Here is a 16,493-nt window from a genome sequence, read left to right as displayed (position 1 = left end):
CGACATGCCTATTTTCTCCCAATATGAGATGAAAAATTGAGCTCCCCCGATTGCAGTCTTGCGATTTGTGCTAATAAATTGTACCTTTGCCATAACAAGTCCTCTATAATTTTTTGTAATATCTATACGAACATAAAGATACAAAAAAATCTGGACATAAGCCCTGTATTCTCCTTGAATACAGGGCTTTAATTATCAATAGCGCCACCTACTAATAATCAGGGGCTAACGCATACTTTGCGGAATCTAGGTCAGACCATCTCGCTTCAGTACTACGATAGCCTTATCTATGTATTTGTCTTTTCGGTTACTTACATTCATATACTCTACCTAGCTCTAATTGATTACACGGCAAATATACACTTTATTTACTTACATAGTATAATTGTTGAATTTTAATTTGTTTTTCGATGCAGGTATTTGCTCCATGCACCCACTCAGGGTTGACGACTTTGAAGAGTTTATATGTTGAAGTTCAGAGTATTGTAAAAACTCATTTCTATTGTATGATAAGGAGTATATGGTCTCGGTAATCGTGGGTATATAATATAGAGCGGCAGTTGTTTTATGGCTCAATAATCTCTGGTATATAGAGAATGTTGCACGAAGTGCCCATTCTCGCCGATTTGCTTGCAAATCGGCTGAGACGTTGCACGGTGGTGAAATACAAGGCACTGAGACTGAAGCTGACGGGAGCGTACTCACGTACGTGACCGAAGCCGAATGTCGAAAGTAACGCAGTAGTTCGCCACCGTGCAACAGTCTCATATAGTCTAGTAGGAATTGATTCCATAGGGGGGGGATATTTCGTTGTTAGCCAAGCTGTTTTTAATACGTCAACTCTGGCAGTTTGTTTTTAACACTTGTGTTGTCCCCCGAAATGGGCTCCTATGTGTCATAATAGTACAAAGCGAGAGTTAGACAATTTTATTTGTTTTATGACGATAAAATCTGAATATAATCAAAAAATAAAGAGACGTCTCTATGCTCTTTTAGTCGCTAAGAAAGTAGGTGCACTGAAAGATGTAGAAATAGTGGAGTTGCGGCAGCTACTGAAGGAATTCCCAGAGATGCAGCCTATTCATGATAAGTTCATAGAGGATGAGTCTATTTCAATGCAATATAGGTTGTGGAGAGAAACTCGATGGAGTTCTAAAGAAGGCAGAAGTTTAGTATCAAAGGTCTCTTGGCAATTTAGGTTTTTAGAGCAGTCTAAGATTTGGCGACCAGTAGCTGCTGTATTGTTCCCCGCATTGTTGTTAATGGGAGGTTGGCTATTGTGGCGGCATGATGTACCGGATGATGTAAATGAGCCAAAGAAAGTGATATATGCGTCTTTAGATAGTACTAAATGGCTTGAGAGTGTTATTCTCAGTGAAGTAGAACAGAGTGGGATTCCGGATGTTGCTGGTTCAGTTTCAAGAGATCATCTTGAAGAGGGTAAGACCTATGAAGTCGAGGACTCTGGACATCGCAAGCAATTTAGTTCAGATGAAAAGGAGTTCTTGGTAGTCCTTGAGGATGGGACAGAAATGCACTTGGGATATAACACGGTATTGACTTATCCTCCTCGCTTTAATGGTCCTACACGTGAGGTCACTTTAAAAGGAGAAGCATATGTAAAAGTTGCAAAAGAGTCTCGCCCATTCATCATACATACAACAAATGGTAAAATTAAGCAGTTTGGGACAACGTTTTATGTGTGTGCTAAAGCTGAAGACACGAGTACGGAGGTGGTATTGATAGAGGGAAGCGTGGGAATACAGAGAAAGAGCAGCACTTCGTCTGAGATGACTATGCTAAACCCTAAGGATAGGGCAATTTTTGGAGATGCTGGATCTATTTTTATAGAATCAATTGACCTCCTTCCTTATACATCATGGGATGCAGGTAGTATACTATTTGATAAAATGCCACTGGTGCGTCTGATGAATGTATTGTCGCTCTGGTATGATGTAAAGGTTTCGTTTGCCGATACAATAACCAGCCAGAAGACTGTCTCGGGATCACTAAGTAGAAAGTCTGGGATTACCGATGTGCTTCAAGCACTGTCTGCGACTTCTGATATAGAGATGGAGTTGAAAGATGGAGTAATTTTGGTAGGACGTAGCAAGTAAGTTTGTTCGATGCAGTATAATAAACGTAGATGAGTAGTGGAATTAAATATGTCATAGATGTACTCTATATTATTTCCTATATTCAATGGGTTATAAGATTAGTTGTCTGCTGTGATTAGTATTCTAAATAACTTCAATAAATGAAAATGAAAAAATCATTGCTTTTTAAGGCGGTTGTGTGCCTCTACTTGGTACTTTGTCTGCCTCTTCTGGCTGATGCTTATGCATCGGCATGGAGATTTGACCTTCAGCCCCTATCTCCAATGTGTCAACAGCCTCATAATCCGAAGGTGACTCTTAACCTTGAAAAGGCTTCTGTTGCTACTTTCTTTGAAGAATTGAAGAAGCAAACATCAGTAGATTTTGTTTATTCAACCGACCTCTTTGATAGGAACGATCGTATATCCATTAAGGTAAATGCCGTTCCCATGTCTGCTGTGTTAGATGATGTCTTGACTCCTCGCGGGCTAACTTATATGGTGACAGGTCAGATTGTAACCATAAAGAAAAACTCTTCTAAAAGGAAGACTCGTATAGTAAGTGGTCTCATATTGGACGACAAATCGGTACCATTAACGGGCGCAATAGTGGCAGATAAAAAGACAAAGAAATATGCTATTGCAGATGCCGACGGCCGATACCAGTTGGAGATTCCTTGTGATGAGGAGGTGTCTCTTAAGTATTCCATGGTTGGTGTGGAGCCTACAGAGATAAAGATTAAATCTGGAGACAAGGATGTAGTGAATAATGTTACGTTATCCGAGAGTGTAACGCTTGAGGAAGTAGTGGTAACAGGTGTGTATACTCGCCCAGTGGGTAATTATACTGGCTCTGCACTCTCCATTGCAGGAGACGATTTGCGGAAAGTGGGAGGAAATAATGCCCTTTCAAGTCTCAAAAATGTAGATCCAGCTATATATATTCCAGATAATTTTTCACTAGGATCAGACCCAAATAAACTCCCCGACGTGTCACTCCGCGGAACATCAAGTATCTCGATGACTGAGGGAAACTCTCTGAAGAGTGGCTATACCAATAATCCTAACCAGCCACTGTTTATTCTTGACGGTTTCGAAGTAAGTATAGAGACGGTTATGGATATGGATATGAATAGAATAGAGTCCATGACTACTCTAAAAGATGCATCAGCCAAGGCACTCTATGGTTCTAAGGCTGCAAATGGTGTCATAGTTATTCAAACGAAAAAGCTTAAGGGAGATGAGCATCGGGTAACCTATTCAGGAATGATGACATTGGATGTCCCTGATCTCTCCAGTTATAATCTAACGACCGACGGAGTAGAAAAACTGGAGGTCGAGAAGCTTGATGGCGTGTACGAAAACAAAACATCAGTGCGAGGGCAAGAAGTGAAAGATCAGCTTTACAATAAGAGAAAGCTTCTTGTATTGCAAGGGCTCAGCACAGATTGGATTTCGAAGCCTATTCGTGTGGGATTTGGTCATAAGCATAGTATCAGTGTGGAGTTAGGTGACTCTAAAAGCCTTAGGGCTACAATCGATTTTACCTATCGGCTTCTTAATGGTGCTATGAAGGGGTCATCCCGTAATAACTTATCTACCTCAATGAACCTCTCATACAGAAAGAATAATCTCCTCTTTCGAAATGTACTGACCGTCACGTCTAATGTAGCGGAGGATTCTCCTTATGGTAAATTCAGCGACTACGCACGTATGAACCCGTATTGGCAAGCACAGGATGCAAAGGGAAATGTACTAAGGTGGGCAGAGGAGAATATTCCTAATCCCCTATATGATGCCACAATTGGGACTTCGCTGAAGAGCAAATATTTGCAGATGATTGACAACTTCTTTACTGAATGGACAATTACCCCTAACCTCAAGGCTAATTTCCGACTCGGTGTGATGGCGAGAAAAAATGAACTGGATCATTTCTTACCACCGCTGCACTCTTCTTTTGCACTTATCTCAGAGGATAAGCATGATACACGAGGAAGCTATACGGTAGAGAATGGCTCGAACAGCAATTACTCTGGAAATCTCAATATAAACTATAATACCTCTATAGGAAAGCACTCTTTCTTTACTAATGCGGGCGTATCTATGTCTGAAGCAAAAGGAAGTACATATCAGCATATAGCCAGAGGCTTTGCCAATGCTTCTGCTACTGATATCACCTTTGCTAAGGGATACCAAGAGGGAACGAAGCCAGTGGGGTACTCTACACTTACGCGCGATGCAAGTATGCTACTATTTGCATCTTATGACTATGATAGCAGATACTTACTTGAAGGAACATTTCGAGAGAGTGCATCATCACTCTACGGGAGAAACAATAGGTGGTCACCTAGTTGGTCTATTGGACTTGGCTGGAACATGCACAATGAGAAATGGTTGTCAAATAAAAACCTGCAACGTCTAAAGGTTAGAGCGTCTCTTGGACTTACTGGAAATCAGAACTTTACTACCAATTCGGCAATTCCAACATATAGATACTACTCTGGTGTAGTATATGGAAATCAAACAGGTGCATACCTCAGCATTATGCCTAACCCGGATCTCAAATGGGAGCAGAAGATGGACTATAATGTTGGAATGGACCTTATGCTGAAGGGTCTTTCAGTTACATTTGACCTCTATACTTCTGACACACGAAACATGCTTACTGACTTAGCAATACCTACAATTACAGGGTTCTCTGTCGTAAAAGACAATCTTGGTCTGATACGTAATTCCGGTCTTGAAGCTCGTTTCTCATACAATATATGGCAGAGTGACAAGGGCTTTTTCAATGTGTTTGGCTCTGCTGTGACTAATAAGAACTATATCGTTCGTCTGTCAGATAGTCTTCGAGAGTACAATGAGCGTATGATGAAGAAGTCCAAAGAGTCAAACTCATCCTCTCCTGTACCATTATTTCAGGATGGTCAGTCTATGACAACTATATTCGCTATAAAGTCTGCAGGAATTGATCCTACTAATGGTAAGGAGCTTTTCATTAAGAGAGATGGGACACTGACTTATGACTACGATCCTACGGATCTTTGTCCAGTGGGGGATACAGCTCCTAAGCTAAGAGGTACTTGTGGAATCAATGCAGAATATAAGGGATTCGGCTTAAATCTAACGCTTGGCTATCTAATGGGAGCTCAGGCGTACAACGCTACTTTGGTGGACAAGGTAGAGAATGCAAATATTACCTACAACGTGGATAGACGATTGGCACAAGGTAGATGGCGCACTCCAGGGCAGGTTACGAAGTTCAAGAAATTTGACTCTCACTCTAGGACCAGACCTACAACCAGATTTATTCAGGAGCGTAATGAACTTACTATTTCGGCTCTGTCACTTTACTATGACATTCCCTTGAAATTTTGTAAGCCACTTCATATGCAGCGACTGAAACTTTCTTGTAATGCGAACAATTTACATACATTCTCGAGCATAGAGATTGAGAGAGGTACAGCTTACCCTTTTGCACGTCAGTTCTCATTCTCCATGATTGCAACATTCTAATCTAGTCGGATGAATAATATGAAAAAATATAACTTGATTCCTCGAAAGATAGACCTGACACTGAATAGAGCCAGGCTCTTGGTCTTATCACTTACCGTCACATTATTATTCACCTCATGTGAGAAGTGGTTTGATGTGACACCGACCTCGGAAATGCGAGGCTCTCAGCACTTCGATAATGTTCTTGGTTTTAGGCAGTCTTTGACAGGATGCTATATTGCAATGGCTCATGAGAAAGCCTATGGCAAAAATCTAACTTGGTTTGCCACTGAGTTAATGGGGCATCAGGTGCAGAATAAGATTAATCCCCTCTCTAGTGCACTTTCTGCACATGCATACGATAAGAATGAAGTTATCCCCGTCGTAGAAGAAATATGGAGTCAGTTGGCTAATGTAATTGCGAATGCGAATGATGGTCTCTATAATCTTGAACAGAAACAGAAAGACCTATCGCCTATAGACTATGCTGTACTGAGGGGAGAATTCTTGGCTGTACGTGCATATGTGCATTTTGATCTCCTAAGGTTGTATGGCTATGGGAACTATGGGAAAAGAAGTACTGAACTAGATGCTAAGAAGACTGTCCCATACATAACACGTGTACATAAAGATATGGCTTCTCAGGTTACCGGTGCAGAGTTTTATGCTGCTTTGATGAAGGATATTAAGGAAGCAGAGGAACTGCTAAAGCCCAATGACCCAGTCTCGGCAGAAAAGGATCTTTCCTATATATCGGAGGTGAATGCGGAAGGATTTTATAAGTTTCGTGATCTGCACCTAAACTATTTTGCAGTAAAAGCTCTTGAGGCAAGGGTACACCTCTGGTTTGGAACTCCTGATGCTATGGATAAGGCGTTGGAGGCTGCAAAAGAGGTCATTGCCTTTGTTGAAAAAGGAGATGGCTATAAGGAGCCTAAACTACAAACGGAGATAAGACTTCTTTCGTCAAGTGAAGTAAATGAGAAAAATTCTTCAATGACTCCTGAAGCTCTCTTTGCTCTTCAGGTACAGGACTTGGGAAGTAAGACTGATAAGTACTATGTACCTTCATTTGCTGGAACTCACGGCTCCGCTCTTACAATTCCAGAGGATAGGGTAAAGGATTTGTATACAGATTTATCTAGTAAGGATGTTCGTATAATTAAGCTTTTAACTCGTAATCAAACTAGTAGCCCAGTTTCGTATGTCTCTATGAAATATGATCAGTCTTCATTGTCGAATACTAATAGAGGTCGTGTTAACCTAATTCGAATCCCCGAGGTATATTATATTGCTGCAGAGGCAAGCCTTAACAAAGGAGATATTCCTAAAAGTATTGAATTCTTAAACAAAGTTCGTGCGAAGCGAGGTAATGACTCTCTAGGAAATGAGTTAGATAAGGGGAAAGTACTCGAAGAGATAAAAAAAGAGTACGAGAAAGAGTTTGTAGCTGAAGGAGTACTATTCTTCCAGTACAAGAGGTGGGGTACAGATAAACTCCCATTGAGTAAAGAGGCAGAGACGATGACTAACAAGGAGTATGTTCTCCCATTCCCAGAGATAGAGAAGAAAAGTGGTTATGTGCAATAAGTTAAATATAGTAGAACTATGAATACTAATACCATAATGAGGGTTTATCCGTGTATACTTTTCCTACTGGCTTTCTCAATCAGTAGTTGTAAGAAAAGTGAGATCTCCGAATTTAATAAAGCATACGCATCGGTGAGATTCCCTCTAAAGACTCACGACAATAAGGAGCCAGGAGGATACAACGATGGAGACAAGATGTTCGTAGTCTCTCACTCATTTGTAGCTACTCCCGATAGCCCATACACTCACGTGGATATTCCTGTGATGCTGGTAGGGCCTACAGAGGATAGGGATCGAACAATACCTGTAGAAGTGCTGAAAGATGAGACCTCAGCTACTGCCAAAGAGTATGAGATAGTATCAGCTATTATTAAGTCCAAGGAGTATCAGGGGAAAATCAGAGTAAAACTGATCAATACCCCCCGACTAAAAGAGGAGGATCTTAAGATAAGATTAAAATTGGGTTCAAATGATTTCTTCTCTGGATCGGTAAAGGACTATGGCGATGCTACTGTCTACTTCGGTATCAAGGTACCTACTCCTACTTATACTGAGCACATTTATACCTACAATCGACTAATCAAAGGGGATAATGCTTATTCCTCTAGTCTCGACTATTATAGCCCTGAAGCTATGCGCGTTATTGTGATGGCTCTAAAATGGAGTGATTGGGACAGTAAAGAGCAACATGGAAATGAGTTCAATGGTGAAAGCTATGGAAAGTATAAGTATCTCCCAAGATATAGCGTTATTGCTCAGGGTAATAAGGCTTCGGCTTTTGCCAAGAATTTAGATGATTATATCAAGAAGTATAATAAGGAAAATCCAGATACTCCACTTGTGCATGACGCAGGTAAGCTGAAAGGGGAAAAAATAGAGGCTAGGCTCTGATGAGTTTAGACGGATTTGATGATTTAGAAAAGAAAGTTTTATGAATATCATAGCAAAATACGGCAGTGGTTTAGTATTATCCTTGATATGCCTTTCTCTAGCTTTCGGGCTCGGGAGTTGTGTTAAGGATCGAAGTACGTTACCTGATTCCACCTCTATTCCACTGGTGGAGATTGAAGGAGGTGAGAACAAAGATTTGACGGTAGAGTATCAGGGGACCTTGATTGTGGAGCCAAAGGTAAAGGCTTCCGAATCTACGAACCTCGCATATCGATGGACATTGACCACAACGTCGAATCCAAATAAGATTGATAAGGATACTATAAGTGAGGCACCAATTCTTGATTATGTGATGAAACGAGAAAAGTCCACATCTCCTTATACCCTCACATTCACAGTCATTGATAAGGATCATAACAACCTTGAGTACAGCACTTCATGGAACGTATATGTCAATGGCATTATCATTAGCGGACTTGTAATTGCGGATACAGATGATGAAGGGACTACAAGCAATCTTAGTTATATCAAAAGTTCTCACCTTTCACGCACCTATTCAGGGGAAGAGAAAAAAATGATGCACCTTTTTGGGTCTGAATCTCATAAAAAAATACAAGGTTCAGTTTCAAGGCTTACCTATAGTATCGAAGGTAATAGTCTCTTCGCATATACCCCTCGTCTCTGGACAATAACGAAGGATGGGAAAGTGACTCTCTACGAGGTCGACAATGATAATTTCAAAGTAAAACATACATCTGAGGATCAAAGTATATTTTTATACAAGTCGAATCCATCGTCTTTCAAAGTACATAATCTTTTAGTTACGGGTTCTTTACTTTCTGCATATACTTCAGAAGGAATCTATACGCTTAGTCCTAGAAGTCGTACGGGCCAATTCTCCCTTCCTATTTCCGAGAAATCTAATCCAAGCAAAGGTATAATTGCTGGACAAAGTATTACAAGTTCCAAAGATGATGTAGCATGCTGGTATGATGAGGATAAAGGAGCTTTTATGACCTTAACAAAAACAGATAACTGGGGCAATGTTTTTGGATTTGGAGTCTTTGATAGTTCGAACAGCTTTGATCCCAATAATCTTCACAATCATGAGGCTTTAGCAATTGAGATAGAGGATTACTCAAAACCTATTTCGATGTATGCTCTTCTTAAGAATAAAGGAGATGGTAAGCATGCTATTTATGAGTCTACTCTTAAGATAAAAAAGGATGAAAAAGGTAAAGCTGTAGGGAAGTATACTTTTGATGAGGCTGGAGAATCTACTCTTAAGGAAGCAAAGTCGTTATTTTTTGCAAAGAAAGCCAAGGTGCTCTATGCTGTCACCGCTACTGATGTATTTGCTTTCTCTTTTGGAGGAGCGCAGTCTGTTGCTAAGCGGTCAGAATCTCTTTATAAACTTCCACAAGGGGAGAAGGAGTTTCGGTTTGGGAAACTTTTTATACAAGGAGAATATAGTGTAGAATCCCAGTATTTAAGTATGCTCAAGCCAAAACCTGCAGAGCTACCGCTGAACCTCCAAGCTATTATCTTGGTCTCTGGCAAGACTGACAACAAAAACACTATTAGGATTATTCCAGTGGATAAAGAGAAGTTAGGGACAGGAACCTTGGTAACGGAGGCGGATAAAATCCTGACCTACGATGGATTTAATAAAGTACTTGATGTGATACATATTGGACAATAAATAATTATTTTCAAGGATATGTGACTAACTTTAGGGAGCTTTGTCCTTTGCAAACATAGCATTGGTTAAGCACTAAGGGGTTATGTGTGCTTGAGGAATTAACCTCAATAAGATAAGAAATTATTATGGTAAAAAAGTGGTTCGTTGCACTGCTCTTTGTTGCTATATCCGTTGCGGGTTCAGCACAGACTGCGTCTCATTATGATACGATGAAGCAATTCACAAAGAGCGCGAACAAGAAAAAGTCAGAGAAAAAAACTGACGCAGACAAAAAGGAAGAGGGAGAGAAAGACAAGGACAATGAAGAAGAGGAGAAGGAGGAGGATAATAAGGTTGAAGCCTATTCCAATCTCATTAAGAAGGCAAAAGTCTCCCGTCGAGGTGTGATGGATTTGCACATTATTGAGGGACAGGTATATCTCGAATTACCATTAGAGCTATTGGGAAGAGAGATGCTTATCGGCTCTACCGTAACGCGAACTTCTGACAATGGTCATAGTATTGTTGGCTCCAAACCCAAAGACCCCTTGCATGTGACATTTACACTTGAGAATGATCGTGTGCAGATGCGACGCATGAGTAGCCTTTATCTCACGGATGATCAAGATGTGGCTGAGGCTCTGAAGACTGGGATGTCCCCAGCTATATTGTCTAATATGAAGGTGAAAGCTTATAATCCTGATTCTACTAAGGTCGTTATTGATGTAACAGATTTTTTTGTTAGTGATAATGACCTAATGACTCCATTTGACACCGGAGGTGGTCTTTACTCATCTTTGAGGTTAAATAAGAGCTTCAGAAGGGACTTGTCTTACGTAAAGGGTATCAAAGCATTCGAAGATAATGTCTCTATTTCATCAGTTCTTTCCTATAACTCTGGTCTTAGTACGAGAAAAGGGATTACTTTAACTAAAGATGTCCCTTTTACAATAGAAATGACCAGATCTATTATTGTATTGCCGGAGAAAACTTATCGTCCGAGATTGGCAGATTACCGTATTGGTGTATTTTTCAGTGGCCGGGAGTTTATCTCATCCGATCCCAATAATGGAAATCGCAAGTTCTTTGTGAATAGGTGGGATATACAGCCCAAAGATTCTGTTGCATATCTTAGAGGAGAGAAGGTAGAGCCGGTAAAGCCTATCGTATTCTATATTGACAATACATTCCCAGAGTGGTGGAAGCCTTACGTCAAGGAGGGTATTACTCAGTGGAACGAATTATTTGAAGAGATTGGATTCAAAAATGTAGTACAAGTGCGTGATTTCCCTACAGATGATCCGACTTTTGACCCAGATAACCTGAAGTATTCTTGTGTTCGCTATGCTCCGATTAGTATTCAAAATGCTATGGGTCCCTCTTGGATGGATCCAAGAAGCGGAGAAATTATAGCCGCATCGGTTTATGTGTACCATGATGTTATCAAGCTATTGGGAAGTTGGTTGTTCACCCAAACCTCTCAGGCAGACCCAAGCGTACGTAGCTATGATATTCCTCGTGAGAAGCTAGGAGATGCTCTTCGCTATGTTATTTCTCATGAGGTAGGGCACTGCTTAGGACTAATGCACAATATGTCTGCATCTAGTACCATTCCTGTGGATTCACTCCGTTCGCCATCATATACCTCTAAGTATGGTACCACCACAAGTATCATGGACTATGCCCGTTTCAATTATGTTGCACAACCAGGAGATATGGAGCGTGGTGTAAAGCTAACTCCACCTCGATTTGGAGTCTATGATAAGTTCGCGATTGAGTGGACTTATAAGCCAATTTTTGAGGCTAAAACACCTGAAGAAGAGGCTATAATTACTTCTAAGATAATTACAGATGCTGTAGCACAAAATCCTATGTTTAGGTATGGTAAGCAACAGTTTGGAGGTACTGTAGATCCACGTGCTCAGTCTGAGGACTTGGGAGACAATGCAGTACAGGCTACAAAGTATGGTATCAAAAACCTAAAGTATATTCTTGGGAATATGCATCTATGGTTGGCTGATAACGATGAGGACTATAGAAAAGTGACCAATCTATACAATAGTATCCTCCGACAATATACACTATACATTTCGCATGTGGCAGGGAATATTGGGGGGTGTTATATGAATGAAGTGAAGTCAGATGATAAGATGCCAAAATACGCCCCTATCTCACGCGCACATCAGAGAGAGGCGATGAGGTATCTCTTTGAGATGTGTGATGATTTGGCTTGGCTTGATGAGGCTCCAATACGTAAGCGAATGTCTATTACTGGTTCTGTTTCCAACTCATTCAGGAATATGATTTTCTTCCAGATGATAAATTCGCTTATCATGACCTCGAAATATGAGTACTTAGGAGACGATCCATTTACATTTGAAGAAGGGATGGGTTTATTATACGATTATGTATGGAATTCAAAATCTGGTCGAAATCTTACTGAAGGGCACATGAGTCTTCAGGAACAGTACCTTAATGTTATGTTGCAGCTTGGAGGACTAAACAAAGGGGGAGCTGGCGGCTCTAAGGCTCTCGTAGATAATTCTACTTACGACGCATTGTTAAAAAACATTGGTGTTGAGCCGGCTATGGCTTCCTCTTTTCAGTTTGAATTAGAGAATAGACCAGTATCTGGATTTGAATGGCTCCCTGATAATAGGTTCCTTACTTCTTCTATTACTCCAGCACATATATATGGTTACCTCATTAAGCTAAAGAAGCACCTTGCTCAGAAGAAATTCTTCTCTTCTGGCAATGCGAAGATTCACTATAAACTCCTTTACGATACACTTGATAAAGCCTTATAGTAATGCTAAAGATAAAAAATAATGTTATGATGATTACTTACATGTTTCCTTTATCAGTACTTCGTAAATCTCTGCTCTTTTTCCCATTCTTAATGTTAATGGGAGTGTTCGCTCAACCAGCATTGGCAGATGGGAAGAGTGTATATGACAAGCTCTTCAAGGATAAAGCTAAACTTAAGACAGAGAAGGGTTTTGTCACGGTTCACCAGTATGATGAAAAGATTTACTTAGAGATCCCGAAAGCTCTGATGGGTAGAGACTTTCTGATATCTTCTGTCATCACAAACAGTAGTGAGCTCACACTCGCTGGAGCCGAGGCTGCTCCACAGCGCTTTCTGACTATAGATTGTACAGACTCGCTTGTCATCTTTAAGCAGCTGCGTCCTACCATATTCTATAAGAAAGATAACATAGAGCTTCAGAATGCTCTTAAGTTGTCCCAGGCATCAGCTATTCTCCAGACATTCCCAATTAAGGGATATTCAGAAGATTCTACCGCACTGGTCTTTGATTGTACATCTTATATAGATGCTGGCTCTAAAAGTGTATTCGACTTAATCGGGAGAAATTATGGAGGATATTTCACTACGATTGAGAGCGCAGAGGTCGATAGAAGAGCTTCCTTCTATCGAGACTTTAGGATGTTCGACTCTTCTGTTGCCTTTTATAGCACAGTAACAGCGACTCTCACAACTAGTATGCTTGGTCTTCAGACAACGAAGTTACCAGTACATACTTTTGAGTGTGCATCGTATTTTCAGCTCTTGCCTGAGGAGAAGATGCCTATTCGTATTTATCATCCCGAAATAGGTTCATTAAATGTTGGATTTGATGATTACCGAGATCTATCGGATGTGAAAGCGAACTTTATGGTTAGTCGCGCCGACCTACAGCGCAAAAATGAGTTAGTCTACTACGTAGATACACTTTTACCTCCCTCTTGGCGTGATCTTATCGGTGTGGCTATTGAGAAGTGGAATCAGGCATTTGAGCAGGAAGGACTTGGATCACCGTTAAAGGTTAAGCCTTTCCCCTCTGACCCCTCGTTTGATGCTCTCGACCCTATGAATTTTAAGATCGTATCCCATCCAAATCCATCTAAGGGAACCTCATACTTCAGTGTTACAGACCCTCGTACTGGTCAGATTATGGGAGCAACGATTACTTTAGGTCAAGGCATTCATAGTGCTATTCGCAGTAATGGAATGATAAGGATGTCTGCTGTAGATGAGCGTTTCCGAAATTACTATATAGATGATAAGGCAGTTGAAGATGTACTAATTACCTATTTGCTTAAAAACATAGGTCGTTCGCTTGGCTTAACTACCAACCTCGCTGGGTCTATGGCGTACACTCCAGAGCAGTTGCGTTCGCCTGAGTTTACACAGGCTAATGGTATTTCTGCTTCTGTCATGGATGATGTATTGTTTAACTCTTTAGCGCGTCCTGGAGATAAGGAAAGAGGTGTCAATCTATTTATGAATGTAGTAGGATCTGCCGACAGACTCGCTATTTTCTATTTGTATGCAGATATTCCTAAAGGTGAAGACGAAACTGAATATCTTCATAGGAGGGTGCGCTCTCATTATGGTGATCCAGCTTATCGTTTCCTACAGTTGAGCAATCCTTTGCTTCAAGACCCTAGGGGTCAATTCTCTGACTTGTCTAGTGATCTTATACAAGCTGCTTATAATCGAATTGACTTACTTCGTTACGTAACTAAGAATGTAACTTCTTGGCTTAGCTCCGATGAGATCCCTGCAAATTATAAGGAAACATTGCCAGCCTATATATTCTCAGAGGCATACTTCAATTCGATGATTCCACTTCTATCATATATCGGAGGTGTATATACAGATGGTAGAGCTACTGTGGATGGCAAAACACAGTTTAAATCAGTTAGCAGAAAGGATCAGAAAGTAGCTATGCAGACTTTTTGTAAGATCTGGGATACTCTAGACTTCTTGAATGAAAACAAAGAACTTCTTGAGTACAATGGAGGTGGAGACTCTATGACTAAATGGGCAGTTTCCGTAGGGTTGCCAATACGGGATGTTTTTGATAGAGTAAAAGCTATGACCGTTAGTGTAGCTTATGCTGAGGACGGTGATATCTACACGGAAGAGGAGATGCTAAAAGACTTTGAGGATTTCTTATTTAGCGATGTGAGGAAGGGCAATCCTTTGTCCGATAATAAACTGAATATGATCAATCAGTATATAACTTCACTCATTACTCTTTCTCCTAAACTGAAAGCCATTTTCCTATCTTCATCAATGAACAACAAACGCTCATTCGTGTCATTAAGTGATAAGGAGAAAGTTTCTGGCATGAAGCTGCTATCCGCAGATATAATGCCTAAAACTTACGATATAGAAGAAAGAAGAGGTGCCGCCATTAATTCTGTACCTTTCTATGTCCCTAATGACCTTACAAAGGTGGGTTATAAGATGCTTCAAAGTCTTGAAAAGAGACTTAAGAAAGCTCGTTTTCTGTCAAATAACACAACGTATAAGTCAAGGATTGATTACAATCTTAGAATGATATCTTTTGCTTTGGGTGTAAATTGATTGTGACACAGAGCTTAAACTCTACGTATTTTACTTGTAACAATGAAAATATGACAGCATGAAAGAGCCGTTTAATAAGAGGGGGAAGGAGAGGAAGGCTCCAGCTAGTTGAATGTTAAGTGGATTACGAGGCATTTTATTAAGTTTGTACCTTCGTTACAACTTTTCAGAATAGGGAAATACTGCTTGCAGTATTTAGATAACTCATGGCTAGTGATGACAAATTCAGCATGAACGAATATTTGTTCCAGCAGATTTATTCGGCACATTTTGCTGAACTTGTTCGTCATGCCATGAGGTATGTTCAGAAAAGAGAGGTTGCAGAAGACATAGTACAGGATTTATATACGAAACTTTGGGACAATCGTGACAGTCTAATCGATGTTGAGACTATAAGGTCTTATCTTTATCGCTCAGTTACAAATAAGTGTCTGAACTACGTTAGAGATTTTGAGAGCAGAGTGTCGACAATTGATGACAAAGAGATAGTTATTGCACAAAAAAGCATTGATGAAACCAATGCTAAAGAGCAGGAAGATGAAGAAGCTCAAGTGTACGAACAACTCTTCCTCTCTTTTGATCAACTTTCTCCGCGTGCGCGTGAAGTAATACTCTATGCTTTGGATGGTTACACCACTACCGAAATAGCTGAACAGATGGGAATCAGTTATGAAACAGTGAAGACATTGAAGAAGCGAGCATATGCCTCCATTCGTGCATACTTAGGCTTGGACTAAGTTCTTGTTAAAAGTCAAATAGCAGTGAGATAACGTTCTCAAAGCGACGTATAGCAAAAAAGAAACAGAGCCTGTAGAAGGGAATAACTTCTATAGGCTCTGTTTTTAATGTGAATTCAATGGTAGAGACTGTTGCACATTCGAGTTTAGACGTTTTTGACTGACTTTTTTCAGATTTTCGTCTTGTCTAGCTTGAAAAATCGCCTTGTTTTTTGATTATTCTCCTCTGTAAAAGCTCTAAATATGAGCTTTTACAGAGGATTTCTAGTACTTATCTCATAACAAGTGCTCCTCTTATAGAGGCTTCTTCATTTTGCAATAATGTATTGAGGTATAACTGGGGAGCTCTTTTGATGTTGTAGCAAATGGCTTCAAGTATATTTTGTATAATACTCCCCAAAAACTAGACAACTCCAAAAGTGGTAGATTTGAGAGTTGAGATGGAATTAATTGTCATTTTCCGATGAAAAGAGAAAAAGAGAAGTTTATGGGACGAAGAAGTAAATACAGTTCAAGCTTTAAGGCACAAGTTGCTTTAGCCGGCTTGAGGGGCGATGAGACGATCCAGAGTTTAGCGAAGCGATACGAAGTGAGCCCGAGCAAGATTACAGAATGGATGCGAGAACT

General features: G+C 40.3%; 9 protein-coding genes. All 9 read left to right on the top strand.

Annotation, left to right across the window (positions count from 1 at the left end; translation table 11 throughout):
- The first annotated feature begins 938 nt into the window (after nt 1-938).
- Nucleotides 939-2,117, top strand: coding sequence for a FecR family protein (locus A3GG_RS0108100; protein ID WP_018358798.1), 1,179 nt, complete (start codon nt 939-941; stop codon nt 2,115-2,117).
- 146 nt (nt 2,118-2,263) lie between these two features.
- Complete coding sequence (locus tag A3GG_RS0108095; protein ID WP_026215721.1) at nt 2,264-5,611, top strand: SusC/RagA family TonB-linked outer membrane protein; 3,348 nt, start codon at nt 2,264-2,266, stop codon at nt 5,609-5,611.
- Nucleotides 5,612-5,629: 18 nt separating this feature from the next.
- Nucleotides 5,630-7,180 carry a RagB/SusD family nutrient uptake outer membrane protein gene (locus A3GG_RS0108090; RefSeq protein ID WP_169333160.1) on the top strand — a complete coding sequence of 517 codons (1,551 nt, stop codon included), beginning with the start codon at nt 5,630-5,632 and terminating at the stop codon, nt 7,178-7,180.
- Between the two features lie 18 nt (nt 7,181-7,198).
- A complete protein-coding gene (locus tag A3GG_RS0108085) occupies nt 7,199-8,071 on the top strand; it encodes a DUF4843 domain-containing protein (protein WP_018358795.1) in 873 nt (290 codons plus the stop codon).
- 40 nt (nt 8,072-8,111) lie between these two features.
- Nucleotides 8,112-9,773: a hypothetical protein gene (locus A3GG_RS0108080; RefSeq protein ID WP_018358794.1), complete on the top strand. Its 1,662-nt coding sequence runs from the start codon at nt 8,112-8,114 to the stop codon at nt 9,771-9,773.
- 125 nt (nt 9,774-9,898) lie between these two features.
- Nucleotides 9,899-12,559, top strand: a complete 2,661-nt coding sequence (locus tag A3GG_RS0108075) for a zinc-dependent metalloprotease (protein ID WP_018358793.1) — start codon at nt 9,899-9,901, stop codon at nt 12,557-12,559.
- 26 nt (nt 12,560-12,585) lie between these two features.
- Nucleotides 12,586-15,129, top strand: a complete 2,544-nt coding sequence (locus A3GG_RS0108070; protein ID WP_169333159.1) for a DUF5117 and DUF5118 domain-containing protein — start codon at nt 12,586-12,588, stop codon at nt 15,127-15,129.
- A 206-nt stretch (nt 15,130-15,335) separates the two neighbouring features.
- Entirely contained in the window at nt 15,336-15,866 is a 531-nt protein-coding gene (locus A3GG_RS0108065; RefSeq protein WP_018358791.1) for an RNA polymerase sigma factor, read from the top strand.
- A gap of 463 nt (nt 15,867-16,329) precedes the next feature.
- On the top strand, nt 16,330-16,493 hold a 164-nt coding region (locus tag A3GG_RS14030; protein ID WP_018358790.1), incomplete at its 3' end, for a transposase.

The organism is Porphyromonas levii DSM 23370 (genome assembly GCF_000379925.1).
Classification (GTDB): Bacteria; Bacteroidota; Bacteroidia; order Bacteroidales; family Porphyromonadaceae; genus Porphyromonas_A; species Porphyromonas_A levii.
This window is presented reverse-complemented; position numbering and strand designations above follow the sequence as displayed.